This is a genomic window from Streptomyces sp. NPDC052773 (assembly GCF_044547145.1).
Lineage (GTDB): Bacteria > Actinomycetota > Actinomycetes > Streptomycetales > Streptomycetaceae > Streptomyces.
Map to the genome: position 1 here is coordinate 82,317 of NZ_JBITZX010000015.1, position 23,386 is coordinate 105,702.

The window sequence follows — 23,386 nt, forward strand, 5'->3', positions numbered from 1 at the left end:
ATGACCGCTGACTCCTCTTCTCACGGGCGCCTGGAGCGTGCCCTGGCCAGCCTGCGCGGACTGGCGGTGGGAGACGCGCTGGGCTCGCAGTTCTTCGTTCCGGTGAACTATCCCCTGCTGAAACGACGCGAGCTGCCGCCCGGCCCCTGGCAGTGGACCGACGACACGGAGATGGCCTGCTCCATCGTCGCCGTCCTTGCCGCCCACCACCGCATCGACCAGGACGCCCTGGCCCACTCCTTCGCCCACCACCACGACTTCGACCGCGGCTACGGCCCCGCCGTGAACCGCCTGCTCCGCCTCGTCCGCGAGGGCGGCGACTGGCGCGAGCTGGCCGCCGGGCTCTTCAACGGACAGGGCTCCTGGGGCAACGGCGCCGCGATGCGCATTGCGCCCCTGGGCGCGTGGTACGCGGACGACCCCGAGCAGGCGACCCACCAGGCGGAGATCTCCGCCTATCCCACGCACCAGCACCGCGAGGCCGTCGTCGGCGCCATGGCCGTGGCCGCGGCCGCCTCGCTGGCCGCCGACCCCGCCGGGCCGCCGACCGCGGAGGTGCTCCTCGACGGCGTCATCGCCCTCGTCCCGAAGAGCGCCGTCGGAGCCGGCCTGCGCCGCGCCCGCGACATGCTCGACTACGGCGACGCGGCCACGGTCGCGGCGGTACTGGGCTGCGGACGGCGTACGACGGCCCATGACACCGTGCCCTTCGCCCTCTGGTCCGCCGCGCGCTCGCTCGGCGATTACGAGCAGGCGTTCTGGACGACAGCGCAGGCCGGAGGTGATGTCGACACCACCTGCGCCATCGTGGGCGGGGTGATCGCCTCCACTGCGGCGGGGGCGCCGCCCGCGGAGTGGGTGGCGCGGACGGAGGCGCTGCCGGAGTGGGTTTCGGCGGGGGTCTGACTGCTCGGGCGGGGCTGGGGGCCGACCGTCCGTAGGTTCGGCGTCCGGTGGTGCGAGGCTCGCCTCCGAAGCAGGTGACGAAAACTCTCTGTGCATGCCGGGAACTCTCCGTGACCGGCCGTGCGTTGGCGTGGTGTCGGCGGTGCGCAGGCCCTGTCCTGCGGGACCGTCGAGGCATCGTGCCGGGGCATCGCAGGGGGTGAGTGGTCATGGGAGGGGTCGGGGTGCTGTCAGCGCTGCTCGCCGTGGCCCTGGCCGTGGCTGTGACGCTGGAGGTGGCCGCGGTGGCCGCGATGGTCGCGGCGGTCGGGGCGGTCGCGGCGGTCGGGGCGGTCGTGGCCTGGGAAGTGCGGATGGGCGGACGCGTGTCCTGGTCGCCGGTTTCCCGTTCGCGGACCCGCCCTCTGGAGCCGTTCGCGGACCGGGCGGCGGCCGGCCGCGGGCATACCCCCGTCATGCCCTTCGGCCGGCCGCCGCGTCCGGTCCGCGAAGCCCCTCGGTCAGCCGACCATCGGCCCCGCGCCGCCGGACAGAGCGTCCAGATCGCTCTTGCGGACGCGGATCACCAGCCAGGCCGTGACCAGCGCGAGCAGGGCCATCGCGGCGGCCGGGACGAACGCCGTCGAGATGCCCTCGGCGAGCACTTCATGGCCCCACGGCGCGGGCAGCTGATGGGTCTGGGCGAACTCGGCCTTCTGCTCGGGCGAGCTCTCGGCCATGAAGCTCGGCAGCTGCTTCTCCGCCTCGTCCTTGCTGGCCGTGCCGAACACGGTGGTGAGGATGGAGAGCCCCAGCGAACCGCCGACCTGCTGGGTGGCGTTGAGAAGCCCGGAGGCCGCGCCGGCCTCGTGCGAGGCGACACCGGAGACGGCGGTGACCGTGGCCGTCACGAAGTTCAGGCCCATACCGAAGCCGAAGACCAGCATAGGGCCGAGGACGCCGCCGGCGTACGAGCTGTCGGGGCTGATGAAGGTCTGCCAGATCAGTCCGACGACCACGAGCGCCGAGCCGGCCAGCATGAACGGCTTGGGGCCGAGCACCGGCAGGAACCGCTGGGACAGACCCGCGCCGATCACGATCGCGACCGTGACGGGCAGGAAGGCCAGCCCCGCCTTGATCGGGCTGTAGCCCAGCACGTTCTGCACGAACAGCACGATGTAGAAGAACATGCCGAACATCGCCGCGGCCAGGCTCAGCATGATCACGTAGGTGCCCGCGCGGTTGCGGTCGGTGAACATCTTCAGCGGGGTGATCGGCTCCTTGGCCCGCATCTCGGTGAGCACGAAGGCGACCAGCAGGACCACGGCGACACCGAAGGACGTGAGCGTCAGGCTGTCCCGCCAGCCCTCCTCCGCCGCGCGGATGAAGCCGTACACCAGGGAGGCCATGCCGACCGTCGAGGTCAGTGCGCCCGCGACGTCGAAGCGGCCCGGGTGCCGTTCGGACTCGTTGATGTAGAGCGGCGTGAGAACGGCGATCAGCACACCGATCGGGACGTTGACGAAGAGCACCCAGCGCCAGTCCAGCCACTCGGTGAGCATGCCGCCCGCGAGCAGACCGATGGCGCCCCCGCCCGCGGAGACCGCGGCGAAGACACCGAACGCGCGGTTGCGCTCCGGGCCCTCGGCGAACGTGGTGGTGATGAGGGCCAGCGAGGTCGGCGACGCGATCGCGCCACCCACGCCCTGCAGGGCGCGCGCGGCCAGCAACTGCCAGGGTTCCTGGGCGAGTCCGCCCAGCAGCGACGCGAAGGTGAACAGCAGGATGCCGGCCATGAAGACCCGGCGGCGGCCGAGAATGTCGCCGGTCCGGGCGCCGAGGAGCAGGAGACCGCCGAAGGTCAGGGTGTACGCGCTGACCACCCAGGTGAGATCGGTGGTGCTGAACTCGAGCGCTTCTTGAATGTGCGGGAGCGCGATATTCACAATCGTCGCGTCGAGGACCACCATGAGCTGGCAGGCCGCGATGACGGTGAGCGCGATGCCGGGGCGTCCCTGCCGACGGGCGGCACCCGCTTTCTGATTCGGTATCAACTGAGAGGTCGTCACGATGGGTCCCCCACAAGAGCTTTAGTGAACGCTCGCGTTCACTGTCGCGTCCACGGTAGTAAGTCCCCGCTAGTGAACGCAAGCGTTCACTTATGTCGTCGCCGTGTGCTGCGCGCTCGGCCGCTGCCGGGCGGAACGTCCCCTTTTCCCCCGGATCCCGATTCTGTTGTTCGCTGGAGACACTCGGATGGTTACTTCGCGCTGGTCGGCCGCCCCCGCTCAGGCGGCCTCTCCCCGTCGGCGCGGCGCCGTGCTCGAACGTGCGATTCTCGATGCCGCGCTGGAACAGCTCAGTACGGTCGGCTGGAGCGGTCTCACCATGGAAGGCGTCGCCGCCGGCGCCCAGACCGGCAAGGCGGCGGTCTACCGCCGCTGGCCGTCCAAGGAGGACCTGGTCGCGGACGCGCTGCAGGCCGGTCTGCCGCGGCTGGACGCGGCGGCCGATCTCGGGAGCGTGCGCGAGGATCTGCTGGCGCTGGTCCGGCAGGCCCGCGACGCGATGTACTCACGGCCCGGTTTCGCCCTGCGTTCCGTCATTCACGAATGCGACACCGTGCAGGCGGAACGCTTTCACTCCGTGATCGTCGAGGGGGTCGTGGAGCCGACCATAAGGCTGCTGCGGGAGGTCATCGACCGCGGAATCCAGCGCGGTGAGGTCCGGGCGGACGCCGCCAACGCGTACGTCTTCGATGCCGTCCCGGCGATGATGATGTACCGGTCGAAAATGTGCGGGTGCGAATGGACCGACCGCGAGATCGAGGAGATGATCGACCAGCTGATGATGCCGCTGCTCCGGCCCGCCGGGGTCTGAGTGCGGGCGGCGGAGGCTGTGATGCGGTCGGTGCAAACCGGGGTGTCGCGGCGGGATCGTGGCGGCGTACGCTAAGGGCGCCATGCCGTACGAACCACCTACTCACACCGTCGAGCGCTCACTCCGCGCCACGACCGGAGCGAAGATCATTGCCGGTGTCGACGAGGTGGGGCGCGGCGCCTGGGCCGGCCCCGTCACCGTCTGCGCGGCGATCACCGGACTGCGCCGGCCTCCCGAGGGTCTGACCGACTCCAAGCTGCTCACCGTCAAGCGGCGCACCGCGCTCGCCGAGGAACTCCAGAAGTGGGTGACGTCGTACGCCCTGGGGCACGCGTCCCCGGAGGAGATCGACGACCTCGGCATGACGGCGGCCCTGCGGCTCGCGGCGGTGCGCGCCCTGGAAGGCCTGCCGGTCCGTCCCGACGCCGTGATCCTCGACGGCAAGCACGACTATCTCGGTGCGCCCTGGAAGGTCCGGACCGTGATCAAGGGTGACCGGTCGTGCGTGGCGGTGGCGGCGGCGTCGGTGATCGCCAAGGTTCAGCGCGACAAAATGATGGCCGAACTGGGTGTCGAACATGCAGACTTCGGTTTTGCGGACAATGCCGGGTATCCGTCGCCCGTGCACAAGGCCGCACTGGAGGTGCGGGGCCCCACTCCGTACCACCGGTTGTCGTGGGCGTATCTTGATGCGCTGCCCCAGTGGCGGCACCTCAAGAAGGTCCGCAGTTGGGCGGACGGAGGCGTTCCGGAAATCGCGGGTCAGCTCGGCTTCGATTTCTGACGCCTTTCATCGCACGTATGTGCAACCCACCCATGCGTGCCGCACCAACGTTTGATAAACATCAGGTCATGCCTCTCATCCCCGAGGAGCCTCAGATTCACGAGAGTGCCCAGGGTCCCCGCGCCACTCCGGCCAGCGGCCGCACCGCGCCGACCCCCCGCCCCGTACCCGGCCCCCGCCCCGCGGCTCCGCCGCGTCCTGGTCGTCCCGGCCCTCTCCGGCCCGCGCCTCCGGTGCAGCGGACGCCGCGTGACGTGGCTGCGCCCAAGCCCGGGCCGGCTGCCCCCGCCGCCCCCGCCCCGGCTCCGGCGACCCCGCAGATCCAGCTGATCCCGGCCTCGGCCGAGGGAGCCCTCGACGCCGCCGAGGAGGCCGTGGACCTCCTGCTGGAGTCGGGCCGGACCCCCGGTGACGTGCTGGTGATCACCACCGGCGAGCCGCACCCGTGGGCCGCCCACGAGCTGTCGTTCGGCGAGGCCGCCTACTGGGCCCAGCACGACGCGCGCGACGACGTGTTCTACGCCGACGCCGCCGTCGCCGGACGTGCCGCCTCCCGCCCGGTGGTCGTCGTCGCCGTCAACGGCGGCTCCGACTCCGTCGTCGCCACCGCACTGCCGCTGGCCCTCAGCCGCGCCGGTGCCCTGCTGATCGTCTGCGGTGACCCGCAGCAGATCAACTCGGTGCTGGGCGTCGGCGTCTGATCCGGACCGATCAGGTCTGAGCAGGCTCGGGGGCCCGGGTCCCAGGGCGGGCGAGGGTGCGTGGGCGGACCGGCTGCGCGGGCGGTCCGTGAGGACGCCGTCGTGATGGCACTCGTACGACGCGACGGCTTCGACGCGCCCGGACGGCCGGGATGTACGGCTGCCCGGCTGCCCGCCGACGTGGGCTCGGGCGTGGTGAGGAGCGCTGAGGCGCGGTGCCGCGCCGGGAGGCGAACGCCGGTCAAGGGTGCTGTCGTTACCGGCCGCTGCGTCAGCGTGCCGCCGCGCGGCGCAGTACCTCCGAGGCGGCGCCGCCGGTGCGCGGCGGTGGGGGCGGTGCCTCGGATATGGCGAAGGGTTCGGGGGCGGAACCCGCGCTCGGGCGGCGTCCGCCGCGTCCCTCGCCGAGGACCCGCCAGCCGTCCCGGGTCAGGGTGATGTACGCCCCGCAGCGCAGGCCGTGCAGGGTGCAGGCGTCGCGCAGGCCCCACATCCAGGCTCCGTCCTCCTCAGTCCAACGCGCGTCGCCCTCACGGCAGTAGAGCAGCACGGCCGTGCGCACGGGTGTGCGGCGGCGCAGGTCGTGCGGGATCACCCGGCGCAGCTGGGCGAGGAGCGCGTTGCGGAACATCCAGCCGTCGGCCGGGGCTGGACGGCGGGTGAACGAGGCGCTGGCGCGCAGCCGTTCGTCCGGGTCGAGCACGGCCACGATCGCGGTGGCCGGCTGGGGACGGTGCCGCGCGTGCAGCCCGCTGACCACCTCGCGCGGGTTGCGCAGAAGGGGGATGCCCGCGGCGGCCCACTCCGCGGGTTCGAGCATGCGGGCCACGGGGCTGGCGGATGCGGCGGACAGGTCGGCGGACGTCGACGTGGATGCCGCGGACGGAGCGAATCCGAAGGTCACGATCCTCCCTTCGGCTACGCGCCCACACTGCGGGCGGGGTTGGATTCGGGGGAGCGCACACCGCAGCGGAGCCCTGCCTGATCACGGATGAGCCGTGCGGGGAGCGGACTTCAATTCTTCCTGTCGAACCTGGAAGCGGCAACGAGCAATTGGGGCCACCAACCCTTATCGGGCGGTGCGTGGCTTATATCCCTACCCACCGGTGTACCGGGTGACGCCAGAGGCCGTCGGTGCCCCGCTCCCAGGCGCATCCACAGCCGCTCCGACCAGGTCACACGGGTGGTCCGGCGGGGCGGACAATCCGCGGCCCGGTGCAGCCGAGGCGGGGCCGGCGTCGCCTCCGCCCCCCGCGGGGCCGTGCCCGGCGTCAGCCCTGGACCGCCAGGACCAAGGGCAACACCCCCTGCGCACCCGCCTGTCGGAGCATGCGTGCCACGACCGCGAGGGTCCAGCCCGTCTCCGTGAAGTCGTCCACGAGCAGCACGGGCCCGCGGGACTCGGCCAGCGCGGCGGCGAGCGCGGGCGGCACCGTCAGCGCTCCGTCGAGCACCTTGAGCCGCTGCGCGCTGTTGCTCCGGGGGACCGGGCCGCTGTCCGCGGTGTACTCGACCGAGCCCAGCAGCGGCAGCCGGCCGACCCGCGCGATGTGCTCGCCCAGGGAACCGATCAGCCGCGGCCGGGTACGGGAGGCGACGGTGACGACCCCGACCGGGCGCGGCTGCGCGTCCGGTACTCCCGGCGCCCAGCCGCCGGGGCCCTTGGCCCAGTCCGCCAGCACGCTCACGACGGCCTTCGCCACGTCGTCCGGAACGGGACCGTCCGGCGCCTGGGGCGCGAACATCGGCCGCAGCCGGTTGCCCCAGCCGATGTCCGACAGCCTTCCCAACGCCCGCCCGGGCAAGGCCTGTTCACCGGCCGGGATACGGCCCTTGAGGTCGACGCCGATCGCCGGCAGGCCGGTCGGCCACATACGGCGCGGCTCCACCTCGACTCCCGCCCGCCCGAGGTCCACGCGCGCGGCGTCCACCGCGGTCGCGGACGTGTCCGCGCTGAACCGCGGACCGGCGCAGTTGTCGCAGCGGCCGCAGGGCTTGGCACCCTCGTCGTCCAGCTGCCGCTGCAGGAACTCCATACGGCAGCCGCTGGTCGAGGCGTACTCGCGCATCGCCTGCTGTTCGGCCTTCCGCTGCCGGGCCACCCAGTCGTACCGCTCGGTGTCGTACGTCCAGGGCCGGCCCGTCGCGATCCAGCCGCCCTTGACCCGTCGTACCGCGCCGTCCACGTCCAGCACCTTGAGCATCGTCTCCAGACGGGAGCGGCGCAGCTCCACCAAGGGCTCGAGGGCGGGAAGGGACACGGGGCCGTCCGCGCGCGTGAGGACGTCGAGAGTGCGGCGCACCAGGTCCTCCGGCGGGAAGGCGAGGGAGGCGAAGTACTCCCAGATCGCCTCGTCCTCCTGGCCCGGCAGGAGCAGGACCTCGGCGTGCTCGACGCCGCGTCCTGCGCGGCCGACCTGCTGGTAGTAGGCGATGGGGGAGGAGGGGGAGCCGAGGTGCACCACGAATCCGAGATCCGGCTTGTCGAACCCCATGCCGAGGGCGGAGGTGGCGACCAGGGCCTTCACCTTGTTGGCGAGCAGATCCTCCTCCGCCTGCTGCCGCTCGGCGTTCTCCGTCTTGCCCGTGTACGAGGCGACCGTGTGCCCCCGGTGCCGGAGGAAGGCGGTGACCTCCTCGGCGGCGGCCACGGTCAGCGTGTACACGATCCCCGAGCCCGGCAGCTCGTCGAGGTGGTCGGCGAGCCAGGCCATCCGGTGGGCGGCGTCCGACAGCCGCAGCACGCTCAGACTCAGGCTCTCGCGGTCCAGGGGGCCGCGCAGCACCAGGGCGTCCGAGGAGCCGCCGGTGCCCAGCTGGTCGGCGACGTCCGCGGTAACGCGCGCGTTGGCCGTGGCGGTGGTCGCGAGGACCGGTACGCCCGGGGGAAGGTCGGCGAGCATGGTCCGCAGGCGCCGGTAGTCCGGGCGGAAGTCGTGGCCCCAGTCGGAGATGCAGTGCGCCTCGTCGACGACGAGCAGCCCCGTCGCCGCTGCCAGCCGGGGCAGCACCTGGTCGCGGAAGTCGGGGTTGTTCAGCCGCTCGGGGCTGACCAGCAGGACGTCGACCGCGCCGGTGGTGATCTCCTGCTGGATGGCGTCCCACTCCTCCGTGTTCGAGGAGTTGATCGTGCGGGCGTGAATGCCCGCCCGCGCCGCGGACTCGACCTGGTTGCGCATGAGCGCGAGCAGCGGGGAGACGATGACGGTGGGGCCGCTGCCGCGGGCGCGCAGCAGCGAGGTCGCCACGAAGTACACGGCGGACTTGCCCCATCCCGTGCGCTGCACGACCAGGGCCCGGCGCCGCTCGGCGACCAGTGCCTCGATCGCCCGCCATTGGTCCTCGCGCAGCCGTGCCGCGCCCGTGGCGTCACCGACGAGGCGGGCGAGGACCGTGTCGGCCTCCGCTCGCAGATCCGCGTTGCTCGTGTGCTCCATGCCTTCCATCCAACAGGACGGCACTGACAAACGGACTTCGGCGAGTGGGGAGCGGCCGGTCCGTGGGGCTGGCGGCTCGCAGGAAAGCGCTGGTGACGTGTCCCTGATCGGAGTTATCCACAGGCCAAAGCGGAGGCTCGCAATCCGCGAGATCGTCTCCGCATGACGCATCACGGCGAAAACACCGGTTCCTTCGACAACGACGACATCACGGGACGGGAGGGACGGCGCGGCCCCGACACCGGCCGCACCCCCGACGCGATTCCGCAGCTCACGGCGGCGTCCAGCGACGCCGACGTCCTCACAGGACAGCTCGACACCCACCAGGTCACCCTGCGCACCCCGGCCGAACTGGCGGACGCCCTGCCGTATCTGCTCGGCTACCGCCCCGAGGACAGCGTCGTGCTCGTCGCCCTGCACGACTGGGGCGGGCGTGGCAGGTTCGGCGGCCGGGCCCGGCTCGGCATCCCGGCGAACCCCGACGACTGGAAATCGGTCGCGAGGGAGCTGACGCGCGGGCTGGTGACCGGAAGCGCCCGGCGCCGCGGCCGGCCGGAGCGGACGGTGGCCTACCTCTGCCAGGAACCGGGCGACGGCGAGACGGGCCGGCAGGTGATGGAACGGCTCAAGCCACTGGCTGACGAGCTGCAGAAGCAGTGCAGCTCCGCCGGCGCGCCGGTCGTCGAGGCACTGTGCATCTCCGGCGGACGCTTCTGGTCGTACTGCTGCGACAAGGGATGCTGCCCGCCCGAGGGAGAGCCGATGGGGCTGCCCGGCACCTCGGTCCTGGCGGCAGCCGCCACCTACGCCGGGATCCAGGTGCGCGGCAGCCTTCGGGAACTGCGCGCTCGCCTCCTGCCCTGGGAGACCGCCGCCGCACTCGCACAGGAGGTCGCGCTGGACACCGCCAGCATGGCCCTCGTCCCCAGGATCCTCGACGACACCGGTCGCGCCGAAGTGGCGGAGGAGACGCTCGCGCTGGCCGAGCGGCTCATCGCGCGCCTGGCCACGGCCCGTCCGGTGACCGGACCCCTCATGGCGGACCTCCGCGACGACGAGCTGATCGACCACGACGAAGCCGCCACGCTGATCCTCGGCCTGCAGGACCGCACCACCCGTGACCGCGCGGCGGAATGGATGGAAGGGGACGAGGCCGGGCAGGCCCTGCGGCTGTGGCGGTCACTGGCCCGTCGCTGCGTCGGACCCTACGGCGAACACGCCGCTGCACCCCTCACCCTCGCCGGCTGGGTCGCCTGGTCGACCGGCGACGAACTGGAGGCCCGCGAGGCCCTGGCCATGGCCCTGGGCGCGGACCCCGACTATCTCTTCGCCCGCCTGCTCCACCAAGCCATCAACGAGGGACTGGACCCCGAGTCGGTCCGCCGCTGCCTGCGGGCGGAGCGGGACAGCCGTACGACCCGCGCGGATGACGACCAACAGGTGATGGAAGCGCTCGACGCCACCCGGGACGACAGCGATGACATGGCGTCCCCCGACGCCGGCGAGCCCCCGCTCGCACCGACGCCGGGAACGCCCTCTCGCCGCCGAGGAGCGTTCCGCGAACTCCCGTCGGGGACGAAGACGACGCGCGACACGGCCAAGAGGGTGCCGAGGCCGCGGCGGGCGGCAGCCGGCACACACCCGGGCGCGGGACGGATTGGCGGCACCCGACCCCGCCCCGCGAAAGGCCCTGCCAAAGGCCCCGGGCGGCGGCGCGGCGCCTGCGCGGGAGACCCGCAGCCCGGCACGGGCACCGGCACGAACACCGGAAGCGGCACCGACGGTACGAAGGAGGACAAGTGAGCGCACAGCGGTGGCGCTGGTGCCGACGGCTTGCGCGGGCCGTCCGCGGACGGCCGACACGTCCACCACGGGTGACCAAGGCAGCGGCCCGCCCATCTCACCGCCACTCGGTGGTGTCGGCCGATCACGGCCGTGACCCCGACGAGCCCCGCTCCGTTCACCTGAGTGGCGGAACGCCTGGACGGGCTGTGCCGCCGCACCGCCCCTGTCCTGCCGGAAACCCTCAACCGGCGCCGGCCTCACCCGAGGCGTACAGCGCGCAGAGGAAGTCGCTCGCGATGCACCAGCCGACTCCGCCCCGGCCCGACGTTCCGCGTGAGCCTTCGGCACGGGGCGACGCTCACCGCGACCGCGCGGCGCGCAGGGACGCCCATCGGATCGCTTCGCCTGGTGAATCCCCTGGTGGATGGAGGGAACGGATGGTGCCGACATCGACGCAAGGTCGGGTGCGAAGTGGTGCCGTGAAACCACGCGGGCCGTCCGAGTTGGAGCGGACGGACCGGGGGACGGGTTCGCGCGGTACCGCCGGGATGGACGAGGCGGGTTCTCCCCGTACCGACAGGACAGGTACGGCGGCCGTCCCTGTCGGGCAGACCCGCCGGACCGCTACCGCCACCGGCGCCCCCCCAACACCGCCGCAGCCACGTCGCACCGGGGAGCTGCCCCCCACCCACACCGCCCTGATCTGCGTCGCCCTGCCGGGCCTCGCCGTCTCCACGGAACAGGGGCAGCTCACCGGCCGCGGCCTGGAAGGGATCTACCGCGCGGGTCGGCGCCTGCTCTCCCGCTGCCAGGTCCGGGTGGCCGGACGGGAGCCCCATGCAGTGCAGGCCCGGATGACGGGGGCCGACCAGGTCCGGTTCGTGGGCACCCTGCGCGTGTCCCCGCACGCCGGGCCGGACCCGGACGTCGTCGTCGAGCGCATCCGCCACGCGGACGGCACAGAGCGGATCACCCTCCGCAGCGCGGCTCCCCGGCCCCTGCGCCTGCCCGTCGAGGTGGCACTGGGCACCGACCTGGCCGCGCTCGGCGCGATCGCCTCGGGACACACCGGTCCGGAGGTGCCCGCCAGCGTCCACGACTCCGGTCTGCGCTGGGTCGGCCCCAACGGGTCGTCGTCGGTCTCGGCCGATCCGCCGCCCGCCGACGCGCTGGCCTCCGCCGGGCTTCTGCGCTGGGAGTTCGAGCTGCCGCCCGGAGGCAGCGCCGGCGTGGAACTACGGGTACGCCTGGACGGCGCGGCGCCCGTACGGGCGGTGGGCCGTCCGGCCACCAGCCCCCTCTCTCTCGCCACCGCGACAGGCGACGACCCGCGGGTCACGGCCCTGCTGCGGACCAGCGTGGAAGACCTCCAGGCCCTGCTGCTGCGCGACCCCGACCACCCCGCCGACACCTACGCCGCCGCCGGGGCGCCCTGGCGCTGCGGACCGGCCCCCGCCGAAGCCCTCGCGGCGGCCCGGATGGCGCTCCCTCTCGGCGCCCGGCTCGCGGCCGGCACGCTGCGCATCCTGGCCCGCACCCAGCTCGGCGGCCCCGCTCCGCAGGCCGGGCTGATCCCCGGGCCGCGCCGGGACGCCGGAGCCCATCTGCCGCCGGGCTGCACCGCCACGGAGGCCACGCTGCTCTTCCCGGTGCTCCTCGCGGAAGCCCGCCGCTGGGGCCTGCCGGACTCCGAGACGGAGGAACTGCTGCCGGCCGCCGAACGCTGTCTGACCTGGCTGCGGACCGCCGTGGGCGACGGCGTCTACCTGCGCGACCCGCAGCCCGGCGGGCCCGTCCGCTGCGAGACACAGGCCCACGCCCACCGGGCCGCCCTGCTCGGCGCCGATCTGCTCGACGCCTGCGGCAGACCGGGCGGCGCCGGGCTACGGGAGTGGGCGCGTGCCCTTCGCACAGCGTTCAGGGACGACTTCTGGATCGACGACCTCGGTGGCGGTCGCCCAGCCGCCGCCCGGGCACCGGACGGCCGCCCCGTCCCGCTCCTCGCGGCGACCGCGGCGCACCTCCTGGACACCGGACTGCTCGGCGGCGGCGAACACGCTCCCGGACTGCTCGACCGCGTCCAGACGGAACAGCTGGCCCGGCTGTTCGGCAGCCCGGCGATGGACTCCGGCTGGGGACTGCGCGGACTCGGCACGAAGGAGCCGGGCTTCAACCCGTTCGGCCACCGCAGCGGCGCCGTACGCGTCCACGAGACGGCGGTCGCGGTCGCGGGACTGGCCACCGCCGGCTACGAGAAGGAGGCGACCTCCCTGCTGCGCGGCGTCCTGGCGGCGGCGGGGGCCTTCGGCCACCGGCTGCCCGAGATGTACGCGGGGGAGCAGCGCACCGCGGGCGGCGCGCCACTGCCCCACCCCGCCGCCTGCCGACCCGCGGCCACCGCCGCGGCCGCCGGGATCCTGCTGCTGACCACCCTCGCCGGCCTCCGCCCTGACGCCCCGGCCCGGACGGTGACCCTGCGCCCCGTACGCACCGCCCCCCTCGGCGAACTCTGCCTGACCGGGCTGCGTGTCGCCGGTGCCCCCTTCTCCGTACGGGTGAGCCGCCTCGGGCTCGCCATGGTCGAGGAGGCCGCCGACGGGCTGCAGCTGGGGGTGTGACACGGCGGCCGACGTCCCGCCGCACCACGAAGCAGCAGCCGACGTCCCGCCGCGCTCACGAAGCCGCCGCCGATGCCGGAGGGAGCGGCAGGTGAGGACCCATCCGAGGGGACACGCACGGTCCGGTGAAGCGACCGACGAAGGGAGTGTTTATCGTCAGGCAGACGACTATGATCGCGGCATGCCCTACGACCCGTCAGCCTTTCCGCCCTTCGCCGTCACCGTGGACCTGGTCGTGCTGACCGTGCGCCGCCATGCTCTGTGTGCGCTGGCGGTACGCAGGGGTGAGCCGCCGTTCCAGGGGCGCTGGGCGCTGCCCGGCGGCTTCGTGCGGGCCGACGAGGACCTGGCACAGGCGGCGGCGCGCGAGCTGGCCGAGGAGACCGGACTGCGCGTCCACGACCCCGCGGCCCCGGCCCAGGACAACGGCGCCCACCTGGAACAACTGGCGACCTACGGCGACCCCAAGCGCGACCCGCGCATGCGGGTGGTCAGCGTCGCCCACCTCGCTCTCGCCCCCGACCTGCCCGCACCCCGGGCAGGCGGCGACGCCAGCAACGCCCGCTGGGCGCCGGTCGAGGAACTGCTCCAGCAGGGCGGGTACGGACGCGACGGCGAACCCCTGGCACCGCTCGCCTTCGACCACGCGCAGATCCTCGCGGACGGCGTGGAACGAGCCCGCTCCAAGATCGAGTACTCCTCGCTGGCCACGGCGTTCTGCCCGCCCGAGTTCACCGTCGGAGAGCTGCGCCGGGTCTACGAGGCGGTATGGGGCGTGGCGCTCGACCCGCGCAACTTCCACCGCAAGGTCACGGGCACTCCGGGCTTCCTCGTCCCCACCGGCGGTACGACCACCCGCCAGGGCGGGCGCCCCGCGCAGCTCTTCCGTGCGGGCGGGGCAACCCTCCTCAACCCCCCGATGCTGCGCCCCGAGGTCTGAGCGGGCACGCGCGACCGGGGGTCAACGGGCTCGGACGACAGACGGACAGGGATCCGAGACGGGAAGTCCTGAGCCGCGAACGGGCCGTTCGATGCCCGAAAAACCGTATATAGGGCGCTAAATTGCTGAAGGTGATCCAGGCCTTCGGACTGACCAGCAACCCCCGCAAGGGCCTTCCGCCCGCCGTCGACGACGTCTCCTTCGAAGCGCGCGCGGGACACGTCACCGCGCTGCTCGGCGCCGCCGGCACGGGCAAGACGACCGTGCTCAGGCTCATGCTCGAGCTCCAACAGGGCCGTGGCCTCACGCACTTCCGAGGGCGCCCACTGCACCGCATCGCCCACCCGTCGCGCGAAGTGGGCGTCGTGCTGGGCGATGTGCCAGGCCACCCGAAGCGCACCGTCCGCGGGCACCTGCGCATGCTGTGCGCCGCCGCGGGAGTTCCCGTCCGGCGGGCCGACGAAGTCCTCGAAGCGGTCGGCCTCGTCAGCCTGCGCGACGAACGCCTCGGCACCCTCTCCCGCGGCATGGACCGCCGTCTCGGGCTGGCCTGCGCCCTGCTCGCCGACCCGCACACCCTCGTCCTCGACGACCCCGCCGACGGACTCACCGCACGGGAGAGCCGCTGGCTGCACGGCATGCTGCGCGCCCACGCCACGCAAGGTGGCACAGTCCTGATCACGACGGCCGATCCCAAGGAGGCCGCCCGCGTCGCCGACCGGGTCGTCACCCTGGAGACGGGCAGGGTCGTCGCCGACCAGGAGGCGGCGGACTTCGCCCGCACCCGGCTGCGCCCACGCGTCGCCGTCCGCACCCCGCACGCCGCCCGCCTCGCCGCCGCCCTCACCAAGGAGGCCCGCACCGGGCGACGCTCCGTGGAGGTCGTACGGGAAGGGGGCAACCGGCTCTTCGTGTACGGCAGTACCTGTGCCGACGTGGGCGACACGGCCTTCCGCCACGGCATCCTCGTGCACCAACTCGCGGACGAGGTGGGCGACATGGGGCCGGGCGCCCAGGAGCCGGTCCCGCCTGCCCAGGAGCAGGCCTCGCAGCCTACGCCCGAATCATCCCAGCTCGCCCTCGAAGCGGCCCCGCCCGCGCCCGAGTCCTCTCCGCTCGGCCCCGAGTCCTCTCCGCTCGGCCCCGAGTCCTCTCCGCTCGGCCCCGAGGCGGCCCCGCTCGGCCCCGAGGCGGCCCCGCCCGCGCCCGAGACGGCCCCGCGCGTGCCCGAGACGGCCCCGCGCGTGCCCGAGCCGGCAGCACCCGCTCCCGAGACGATCACGTCCGATACGGCACCACCCACGCCCGAGGCCGCCTCAGGCCGTCTCCCCGCTCAGACCGGTCCCGAGGACGCGGACAGAGCGGCTGAGCCACCCTCCGAACAGTCTTCGACGCCCCCCGCCTCCCCCCTCCCCTCCCCGGCCCACCCCACCCCACCTGCCTCCCTCCCCGCCTCCACCCCCACCCACCCCTCCACCCCACCCCTCCCCGACCTCCCACCCCCCATCTCCGTCCGCCCCGCCCCCAGCCCCCTGCGCCCGTTGCGCTACGAGTTGCGGCGGGCCACCGGGGTCGGTGTCGGGTTTCTCACCGGGGCCGTCGTGCTGGTGACCTCGGTGATCACCGCCGTGGTGGCGGCGCGTATCGGGCACACCCCGCAGGCGCGGCTGCTCGCCGCCTGGCCCCGGGAGCTGCCACTGCCGCCCGCGGCGCTCGGGGCGGGGCTGCTGGGGGCGCTGGCCTTCGGGGACGAGTTCCGCCACCCCGCGCTGGCGGCGGACCGCGGGACCGTGCCCCGCCGGCTGGGGCTGCTGGCCGCGAAGCTCCTCGTCTCCGCGGTCACGGGGCTGGTGCTGGCCGCCCTGACCGTGGGGTGCGATGCGGAGGTGCTGTATCTGTTCTACGGGCGGGAGGTCGCGAGGGTTCCCGCGGAGTGGCCGGCGCTCGGCGCGAGTTGGGTGGGACTGGTGATCGGCTGCGCGTGGGCCGGGGTTCTGGCGGCCGGGGTGTTCCGGTCCACGTCGGGCGGGCTCGCCGCGGTGCTCGCGGTGCCGGTCGTCGTCGTACCGCTCGTGGAGAAGGTCCTGGAGGGGCCGTCCGTGCGGAGTGCGGCGGGGTTTCCGCTGAGGTTGCGGGAGGTGCTGCTGGCGCAGTGGCCTTTCGGGGGAGAAAGGTATCTGGCTGCGGTGGCCCGCGTGATCGGTCAACCTGTGGGCAGTGCGCTGACGTTGTCGCTGGCCACGCTGGTGTGCGCGTACCTGCTGACGACCTTGCGCCGCGGCGCCAGATGACAAATGTCCGCGCTCTTCCGGTCACGCTCGTGCACAACTCCCTCGAAAAAAGCCCATTTCTTTCCGATAAGGCGTCAATTCCGGCGGGGTGAGCGATCACCCTTTCGTGTGCTTTTCACCAAAGACCTCAAGGGAGTTGAGGACGGCGCCGACAAAGGATCCGTGAGTACCCTTGCGCACACCATGATGACCCCCGCCCGCGCCGCAGACTCCGGCCTCGCCGGCCCGGGCGAACTCGACCGCTACCCCTACGCGGAGCCCGCCGTCGCGGACCGCGTCGGGGCCCCCGCCTGGGAGGGCGCGGACCCCGAGCTGGGCCGGGTGGGCCGGCGCACCGCGGGCAGCCGCGGGCGCGGCCTGCACGGCCAACTCGTCCAGCAGCTCGGCCAGATGATCGTCTCGGGCGATCTGGGGGCCGACCGTCCGCTGGTGCCGGAGGAGATCGGCCAGCGGTTCGAGGTGTCCCGCACCGTCGTCCGTGAGTCGCTGCGCGTCCTGGAGGCCAAAGGCCTGGTCAGCGCCCGCCCGAACGTCGGCACGCGGGTCCGGCCCGTCAGCGACTGGAACCTCCTCGACCCGGACATCATCGAGTGGCGGGCCTTCGGGCCGCAGCGGGACGACCAGCGCCGGGAGCTCAGCGAGCTGCGCTGGACGATCGAGCCGCTCGCCGCGCGGCTGGCCGCCGGGCACGGCCGCGAGGACGTCCAGCAGCGCCTCTCCGACATGGTCGAGATCATGGGCCACGCCATGGGGCAGGGTGACGCGCTCACCTTCTCCCGCGCGGACACCGAGTTCCACTCGCTGCTCATCCAGGTCGCCGGCAACCGGATGCTGGAGCACCTGTCCGGCATCGTCTCGGCGGCCCTCCAGGTCTCCGGCGGCCCGGTCACGGGCTGTGACCGGCCGAACGAGGCGACCCTGGCCCACCACGGCCGGATCGTCGACGCCCTCGCCACGGGCGACGGCGCGGCGGCCGAGGCGGCCATGCGCCAACTGCTCACCGTCCATCCAGAGGTGGAGCGCGTGGTTCCCGCGCCGCGCGAGCACTGAGCCGCACCGCGGACGTCGCGGCCGGAGGGCTTCCCCCTATCCCCCTCTCCGGCGTCGCCCGGTCCGGCGAGCCGTCTGTCGTCGGACCCCGCAGGATCCTCCGGGATCTGCGGGGTCCGACGGCGCGACGGGCGCCGGCCGGACCGCGAGACGGCGCGACGGGTGTCGGCCGGACCACGAGTGACCTGGTCTGCCCACTTCTGATCGCTTTTGAGTGCTTACGGGGTGTGACTCGGGCCACGCAGATTGGGCGTAACGCTCGTGGAAACAACGCGATGACCTAAGAGGTGACAGCCGCGGAGGGAATACGGACGCCGTTCAAGGCGCTGTGCATCTTCCCGGCCCCCGCCCGCGCCGTCGGCCCATCCCCAAGCCGGCGGTCGGCTCCTGTCCGTCGTGGACGGGGCCGGAAGTCGTTTTCCAACGTTCCGAGAGGTTGTTCGTGTCGGCCAGCACATCCCGTACGCTCCCGCCGGAGATCGCCGAGTCCGTCTCTGTCATGGCGCTCATTGAGCGGGGAAAGGCTGAGGGGCAGATCGCCGGCGATGACGTGCGTCGGGCCTTCGAAGCTGACCAGATTCCGGCCACTCAGTGGAAGAACGTACTGCGCAGCCTCAATCAGATCCTCGAGGAAGAGGGTGTGACGCTGATGGTCAGTGCCGCAGAACCCAAGCGCACCCGAAAGAGCGTCGCAGCGAAGAGCCCGGCCAAGCGCACCGCCACCAAGGCGGTCGCGGCGAAGACGGTGACCACCCGGAAGGCCACCGCCGCGCCCGCCGCACCGGCCGCGCCCGCCGACCCTGCCGTCGATCCCGCCGAGGAAGCCGCGCCCGCGAAGAAGGCAGCTGCCAAGAAGACGACCGCCAAGAAGGCGGCCGCGAAGAAGACCACCACCACCAAGAAGACGGCGGCCAAGAAGACCACCGCCAAGAAGGACGACGTCGAGCTGCTCGACGAGGAAGTCCTCGAGGACACCAAGGTCGCCGACGAGCCCGAGGGCGCCGAGAGCGCCGGCTTCGTGCTCTCCGACGAGGACGAGGACGACGCCCCCGCGCAGCAGGTCGCCGCGGCCGGCGCCACCGCCGACCCGGTCAAGGACTACCTCAAGCAGATCGGCAAGGTCCCCCTGCTCAACGCCGAGCAGGAGGTCGAGCTGGCCAAGCGCATCGAGGCGGGCCTGTTCGCCGAGGACAAGCTGGCCAACGCCGACAAGCTGGCCCCGAAGCTCAAGCGCGAGCTGGAGATCATCGCCGAGGACGGCCGCCGCGCCAAGAACCACCTGCTGGAGGCCAACCTCCGCCTCGTGGTCTCCCTGGCCAAGCGCTACACCGGCCGCGGCATGCTCTTCCTGGACCTCATCCAGGAGGGCAACCTCGGTCTGATCCGCGCGGTCGAGAAGTTCGACTACACCAAGGGCTACAAGTTCTCCACGTACGCCACCTGGTGGATCCGTCAGGCGATCACCCGCGCGATGGCCGACCAGGCCCGCACCATCCGTATCCCGGTGCACATGGTCGAGGTCATCAACAAGCTCGCGCGCGTGCAGCGCCAGATGCTCCAGGACCTGGGCCGCGAGCCCACCCCGGAGGAGCTGGCCAAGGAGCTCGACATGACCCCCGAGAAGGTCATCGAGGTCCAGAAGTACGGCCGCGAGCCGATCTCCCTGCACACCCCGCTCGGCGAGGACGGCGACAGCGAGTTCGGTGACCTCATCGAGGACTCCGAGGCCGTCGTCCCGGCCGACGCGGTCAGCTTCACGCTCCTCCAGGAGCAGCTGCACTCCGTGCTCGACACCCTGTCCGAGCGTGAGGCGGGCGTCGTCTCCATGCGCTTCGGTCTCACCGACGGTCAGCCGAAGACCCTCGACGAGATCGGCAAGGTGTACGGCGTGACGCGTGAGCGCATCCGCCAGATCGAGTCCAAGACCATGTCGAAGCTGCGCCACCCGTCGCGTTCGCAGGTGCTGCGCGACTACCTCGACTAGGTCGCGGCCGTACGACATCGAAGGCCCGGTTGCCGCTTCGGCGGTGCCGGGCCTTGGTGCTGAGCGGGTGCGGGCCGCGCCGCTCTGGATCACTCTGGGTGTCCCGATGACGTCACGGAGTGAGGAGTTCGCATGCGTCGCCCCCTTGTCCGGGCGCTGGCCCGGCCGTTGGCCCTGGTGGTCGCCGCAGCAGCGATACCGCTGGCACCGCTCGCCTGCGCCACGCCCGCGGCGGCCGACGGCATAGTCGTGGGCGGCTTCCCGGTCGACGTCTCCGCGGCCCCCTGGACGGTGGCGCTCTCCAGCCGTGACCGGTTCGGGCGTACGCGATCCGGGCAGTTCTGCGGCGGGGTGGCGATCGCCCCGACCGCCGTGCTCACGGCGGCCCACTGCCTGGACAAGGACGTCCTCGGGGCGCCGCCGGACCAGGTGTCCGATCTGAAGGTCATCGCCGGCCGCACGGACCTGCGCTCCGACCAGGGGCAGGAGATCGCGGTGCGCGAGAGCTGGGTGAACCCGCACTACGACGACGTCAGCAACGCCGGGGACTTCGCGGTGCTCACCCTCGCCGAGCCGCTGCCGCGGAACGCCGTCATCGCGATGGCGGGCGCGGGTGATCCGGCGTACGCCGTCGGCACGGGCGCCCTGGTCTACGGCTGGGGCGATGTCTCGGGTACCGGTGACTACGCGGACGAGCTGCGCGCCGCGCGGGTGCAGGTGCTGCCCGACGTCATGTGTGAGCGGGCGTATCCGGAGGGTGGCGACGGTGTGTATGTCGCCTCGGCGATGGTGTGCGCCGGGGAGTGGCAGGGCGGCCGCGATGCCTGTCAGGGGGACAGCGGGGGGCCGCTGGTGGCGCAGGGGCGGCTCATCGGGCTGGTGTCCTGGGGGAACGGCTGCGCGCGGCCCGGCAACCCGGGCGTCTACACGCGGATCTCCGACATGCTCCGGAAGCTGGGCTGGGAGCGCCCGCGCGGAGGCGCCGCGTGACGGCCTCCGGCGGTGGCCGAGCTGCGGGGCCCAGGGAAGCCGCGGATCCACGCGGAGCCGCGGGCCTACTGGGAGCCACAGGGGCGCGGGGGGCCTCCGGCAGAGCCTGAGCGCCCGGCCGGGTAGGACGACGGGCGGCCGATCCTGGGTGCAGGATCGGCCGCCCGTTCACCGGCCTGTGCCGGGGCTGGCTCGTCGTGAACGCGAGATGTCAGCGATCTTCTTCGGAGGCGGTGGCGGGAGCGGACGTCAGCCGCTCCGTCTCGTCCTGTATCTCAGCGGCGATCTTCTTGAGTTCCGGCTCGAACTTGCGACCGTGGTGGGCGCAGAAGAGCAGTTCTCCGCCGCTCAGCAGGACGACGCGCAGGTATGCCTGGGCGCCGCAGCGGTCGCAGCGATCAGCGGCCGTCAGCGGGCTCGCGGGGGTCAGAACAGTAGTCACGTCGCCTCTTCTCTAGCTCGACGAGCTGTCGTACCAGGGTCAACATCCAACCAGCCCCAAAACGTTCCCGCTCGCGGCTTTTCCTCGAAACATTTTTTTCGAGGCGGCTGGCTGCTGCCGGTTGGCGGCGAATGTGCCGTAGTGCGTGTCTGTGTGTCGTACGGTTTCGCGCTGTCGTATCGGTCTGGATCCTCCCGGCCGGGTTGCCGGTTGTTCATGAGGACGTGCCCGGAGCCTAAATGGTTCATGCCTCCAAGGGAACGTGATATGTACTTCACCCCATCGAGGTATCGAACACCCATGCGACTGTGGACTAGTCTGCGTTCCAGACGAGGGTGGCGTTACAACGGCTCTACCAGGCCTCGGTACCCTCTGAGCGGCAACCGAAGCCATGGCCTTACCCCGATGGGCCCCCAATGAAATTCAGCGAGGAGCGAACCGCGTGACCGCCGACACGTCCGTGCCGTCCACAGCGCTGCTGGCAGGAGCAGACCGGGACGGTTCCAACTACACCGCGCGGCACCTGCTCGTCCTCGAGGGGCTGGAGGCCGTCCGCAAGCGCCCGGGCATGTATATCGGCTCGACCGACAGCCGCGGCCTGATGCACTGCCTCTGGGAGATCATCGACAACTCCGTCGACGAGGCCCTGGGCGGCTACTGCGACCACATCGAGGTGATCCTCCACGACGACGGCTCGGTCGAGGTCCGCGACAACGGCCGCGGCATCCCGGTCGACGTCGAGCCCAAGACCGGCCTGTCCGGCGTCGAGGTCGTGATGACCAAGCTGCACGCCGGCGGCAAGTTCGGCGGCGGCTCCTACGCCGCGTCCGGTGGTCTGCACGGCGTCGGCGCCTCCGTGGTGAACGCGCTGTCCGCGCGGCTGGACGTCGAGGTCGACCGCGGCGGCCACACCCACGCGATCAGCTTCCGGCGCGGCGTCCCCGGCGTCTTCGCCGCGAACGGCCCGGACGCGAAGTTCGAGTCCAAGAGCGGCCTGCGCAAGGCCAAGAAGATCCCCAAGACCCGCACCGGCACCCGCGTGCGGTACTGGGCCGACCGCCAGATCTTCCTCAAGGACGCCAAGCTCTCCCTGGAAAACCTGCACCAGCGCGCCCGCCAGACCGCCTTCCTGGTGCCCGGCCTCACCATCGTCGTCCGCGACGAGTACGGCCTCGGCGAGGGCGGCAGCAAGGGCGAGGAGTCCTTCCGCTTCGACGGCGGCATCAGCGAGTTCTGCGAGTTCCTCGCCTCCGACAAGCCGATCTGCGACGTGCTCCGCTTCACCGGCCAGGGCACCTTCAAGGAGACCGTCCCGGTCCTCGACGAGCACGGCCAGATGACGCCCACCGAGGTCACCCGGGAACTCGGCGTCGATGTCGCCCTGCGCTGGGGCACCGGCTACGAGACGACGGTGAAGTCGTTCGTCAACATCATCGCCACCCCCAAGGGGGGCACTCATGTCGCCGGCTTCGAGCAGGCGATCGCCAAGACGATGAACGAGGTCCTGCGCGCCAAGAAGCTGCTGCGCGTCGCCGAGGACGACATCGTCAAGGACGACGCTCTGGAGGGCCTGACCGCGGTCGTCACCGTACGGCTCGCCGAGCCGCAGTTCGAGGGGCAGACCAAGGAGGTGCTCGGCACCTCGGCGGCCCGCCGGATCGTGAACAACGTGGTCTCCAAGGAGCTGAAGGCGTTCCTCACGGCCACGAAGCGTGACGCCGCGCAGCAGGCCCGCGTGGTCATGGAGAAGGTCGTCGCCGCCGCGCGGACCCGTATCGCCGCCCGCCAGCACAAGGACGCGCAGCGCCGCAAGACGGCCCTGGAGTCCTCCTCGCTCCCCGCCAAGCTCGCCGACTGCCGCAGTGACGACGTGGACCGCAGCGAGCTGTTCATCGTCGAGGGAGACTCCGCGCTCGGCACCGCCAAGCTCGCCCGCAACTCCGAGTTCCAGGCGCTGCTGCCGATCCGCGGCAAGATCCTCAACGTCCAGAAGTCGTCCGTGACCGACATGCTCAAGAACGCCGAGTGCGGCGCGATCATCCAGGTCATAGGAGCGGGCTCGGGCCGGACCTTCGACATCGACGCGGCCCGCTACGGCAAGATCATCATGATGACCGACGCCGACGTCGACGGCTCGCACATCCGGACGCTGCTGCTCACGCTGTTCCACCGCTACATGCGGCCGATGGTCGAGGCCGGCCGGGTCTTCGCCGCGGTCCCGCCCCTGCACCGCATCGAGCTGATCCAGCCCAAGAAGGGCCAGGACAAGTACGTCTACACGTACTCGGACCGGGAACTGCGCGACAAGCTCATGGAGTTCCAGAGCAAGGGCATCCGCTACAAGGACTCGATCCAGCGCTACAAGGGCCTCGGCGAGATGGACGCCGACCAGCTGGCCGAGACCACCATGGACCCGCGCCACCGCACCCTGCGCCGGATCAACCTCTCCGACCTGGACGCCGCCGAGCAGGTCTTCGACCTGCTGATGGGCAACGACGTGGCGCCCCGCAAGGAGTTCATCTCCAGCTCGGCGGCGACGCTGGACCGGTCGCGTATCGACGCGTAGGCGCTGCGCACGCCGGGGCCGATGTCGGCCTGG

Annotated in this window: 16 protein-coding genes; 12 read left to right on the forward strand and 4 right to left on the reverse strand. The window is 72.2% G+C overall.

From position 1 onward, the window contains the following. The gene (locus tag ACIG0D_RS28210; RefSeq protein WP_399806218.1) at nt 1-906 is read left to right on the forward strand and encodes an ADP-ribosylglycohydrolase family protein; all 906 of its coding nucleotides are present in this window, start codon (nt 1-3) and stop codon (nt 904-906) included. Between the two features lie 500 nt (nt 907-1,406). Here ACIG0D_RS28210 and ACIG0D_RS28215 read toward each other — a convergent pair whose 3' ends face one another. Then, nucleotides 1,407-2,954: an MFS transporter gene (locus tag ACIG0D_RS28215; RefSeq protein WP_399806220.1), complete on the reverse strand. Its 1,548-nt coding sequence runs from the start codon at nt 2,952-2,954 to the stop codon at nt 1,407-1,409. A gap of 187 nt (nt 2,955-3,141) precedes the next feature. Here ACIG0D_RS28215 and ACIG0D_RS28220 point away from each other — a divergent pair, with 187 nt between their 5' ends. The 3 genes from ACIG0D_RS28220 to ACIG0D_RS28230 all read left to right on the forward strand — a co-directional run bounded on the left by ACIG0D_RS28220 (nt 3,142) and on the right by ACIG0D_RS28230 (nt 5,250). Further along, nucleotides 3,142-3,765, forward strand: coding sequence for a TetR/AcrR family transcriptional regulator (locus ACIG0D_RS28220; protein WP_399806222.1), 624 nt, complete (start codon nt 3,142-3,144; stop codon nt 3,763-3,765). Nucleotides 3,766-3,847: 82 nt separating this feature from the next. Continuing rightward, nucleotides 3,848-4,549 (forward strand): ribonuclease HII, encoded by a 702-nt coding sequence (locus tag ACIG0D_RS28225; RefSeq protein ID WP_399806225.1) that lies wholly within the window; start codon nt 3,848-3,850, stop codon nt 4,547-4,549. 68 nt (nt 4,550-4,617) lie between these two features. Continuing rightward, on the forward strand, nt 4,618-5,250 hold the full coding sequence (locus ACIG0D_RS28230) for a hypothetical protein (protein ID WP_399806227.1): 633 nt from the start codon (nt 4,618-4,620) through the stop codon (nt 5,248-5,250). 271 nt (nt 5,251-5,521) lie between these two features. On the opposite strand, the gene ACIG0D_RS28235 is transcribed toward ACIG0D_RS28230, so the two are convergent. Together ACIG0D_RS28235 and ACIG0D_RS28240 are read right to left on the reverse strand one after the other, a co-directional pair. Further along, a complete protein-coding gene (locus ACIG0D_RS28235) occupies nt 5,522-6,154 on the reverse strand; it encodes a hypothetical protein (RefSeq protein ID WP_399806229.1) in 633 nt (210 codons plus the stop codon). Nucleotides 6,155-6,521: 367 nt separating this feature from the next. Next, on the reverse strand, nt 6,522-8,687 hold the full coding sequence (locus tag ACIG0D_RS28240) for a RecQ family ATP-dependent DNA helicase (RefSeq protein WP_399806231.1): 2,166 nt from the start codon (nt 8,685-8,687) through the stop codon (nt 6,522-6,524). A gap of 162 nt (nt 8,688-8,849) precedes the next feature. Here ACIG0D_RS28240 and ACIG0D_RS28245 point away from each other — a divergent pair, with 162 nt between their 5' ends. The 7 genes from ACIG0D_RS28245 to ACIG0D_RS28275 all read left to right on the forward strand — a co-directional run bounded on the left by ACIG0D_RS28245 (nt 8,850) and on the right by ACIG0D_RS28275 (nt 20,345). Next, nucleotides 8,850-10,490: a DUF4192 family protein gene (locus tag ACIG0D_RS28245; RefSeq protein ID WP_399806233.1), complete on the forward strand. Its 1,641-nt coding sequence runs from the start codon at nt 8,850-8,852 to the stop codon at nt 10,488-10,490. 530 nt (nt 10,491-11,020) lie between these two features. After that, nucleotides 11,021-13,090 (forward strand): glycogen debranching N-terminal domain-containing protein, encoded by a 2,070-nt coding sequence (locus ACIG0D_RS28250; RefSeq protein ID WP_399806235.1) that lies wholly within the window; start codon nt 11,021-11,023, stop codon nt 13,088-13,090. Nucleotides 13,091-13,271: 181 nt separating this feature from the next. Then, entirely contained in the window at nt 13,272-14,030 is a 759-nt protein-coding gene (locus ACIG0D_RS28255; RefSeq protein WP_166002692.1) for an NUDIX domain-containing protein, read from the forward strand. 131 nt (nt 14,031-14,161) lie between these two features. Next, nucleotides 14,162-16,321 carry an ATP-binding cassette domain-containing protein gene (locus ACIG0D_RS28260; protein ID WP_399806238.1) on the forward strand — a complete coding sequence of 720 codons (2,160 nt, stop codon included), beginning with the start codon at nt 14,162-14,164 and terminating at the stop codon, nt 16,319-16,321. A gap of 162 nt (nt 16,322-16,483) precedes the next feature. Beyond that, nucleotides 16,484-17,371, forward strand: coding sequence for a FadR/GntR family transcriptional regulator (locus ACIG0D_RS28265; RefSeq protein ID WP_399806240.1), 888 nt, complete (start codon nt 16,484-16,486; stop codon nt 17,369-17,371). Nucleotides 17,372-17,813: 442 nt separating this feature from the next. Then, nucleotides 17,814-19,355, forward strand: coding sequence for an RNA polymerase sigma factor (locus ACIG0D_RS28270; RefSeq protein ID WP_399806242.1), 1,542 nt, complete (start codon nt 17,814-17,816; stop codon nt 19,353-19,355). Nucleotides 19,356-19,487: 132 nt separating this feature from the next. Next, nucleotides 19,488-20,345, forward strand: coding sequence for a S1 family peptidase (locus tag ACIG0D_RS28275; RefSeq protein WP_399806244.1), 858 nt, complete (start codon nt 19,488-19,490; stop codon nt 20,343-20,345). Nucleotides 20,346-20,556: 211 nt separating this feature from the next. Here the strand turns inward: ACIG0D_RS28275 and ACIG0D_RS28280 are convergent, their stop codons facing one another. Continuing rightward, nucleotides 20,557-20,787, reverse strand: a complete 231-nt coding sequence (locus ACIG0D_RS28280) for a hypothetical protein (protein ID WP_365763212.1) — start codon at nt 20,785-20,787, stop codon at nt 20,557-20,559. Nucleotides 20,788-21,229: 442 nt separating this feature from the next. Between ACIG0D_RS28280 and ACIG0D_RS28285 the strand changes: the two genes are divergently transcribed. Beyond that, entirely contained in the window at nt 21,230-23,353 is a 2,124-nt protein-coding gene (locus tag ACIG0D_RS28285; RefSeq protein WP_399806247.1) for a type IIA DNA topoisomerase subunit B, read from the forward strand. Nucleotides 23,354-23,386: the final 33 nt, after the last annotated feature.

Excerpts from the sequence above, each read along its gene's own strand:
- ACIG0D_RS28220 (WP_399806222.1), top strand. The coding sequence starts at position 3,142 with ATGGTTACTTCGCGCTGGTCGGCCGCCCCCGCTCAGGCGGCCTCTCCC.
- ACIG0D_RS28240 (WP_399806231.1), bottom strand. The coding sequence starts at position 8,687 with ATGGAGCACACGAGCAACGCGGATCTGCGAGCGGAGGCCGACACGGTC.
- ACIG0D_RS28210 (WP_399806218.1), top strand. The coding sequence starts at position 1 with ATGACCGCTGACTCCTCTTCTCACGGGCGCCTGGAGCGTGCCCTGGCC.
- ACIG0D_RS28245 (WP_399806233.1), top strand. The coding sequence starts at position 8,850 with ATGACGCATCACGGCGAAAACACCGGTTCCTTCGACAACGACGACATC.
- ACIG0D_RS28250 (WP_399806235.1), top strand. The coding sequence starts at position 11,021 with ATGGACGAGGCGGGTTCTCCCCGTACCGACAGGACAGGTACGGCGGCC.
- ACIG0D_RS28275 (WP_399806244.1), top strand. The coding sequence starts at position 19,488 with ATGCGTCGCCCCCTTGTCCGGGCGCTGGCCCGGCCGTTGGCCCTGGTG.
- ACIG0D_RS28225 (WP_399806225.1), top strand. The coding sequence starts at position 3,848 with ATGCCGTACGAACCACCTACTCACACCGTCGAGCGCTCACTCCGCGCC.
- ACIG0D_RS28230 (WP_399806227.1), top strand. The coding sequence starts at position 4,618 with ATGCCTCTCATCCCCGAGGAGCCTCAGATTCACGAGAGTGCCCAGGGT.
- ACIG0D_RS28255 (WP_166002692.1), top strand. The coding sequence starts at position 13,272 with ATGCCCTACGACCCGTCAGCCTTTCCGCCCTTCGCCGTCACCGTGGAC.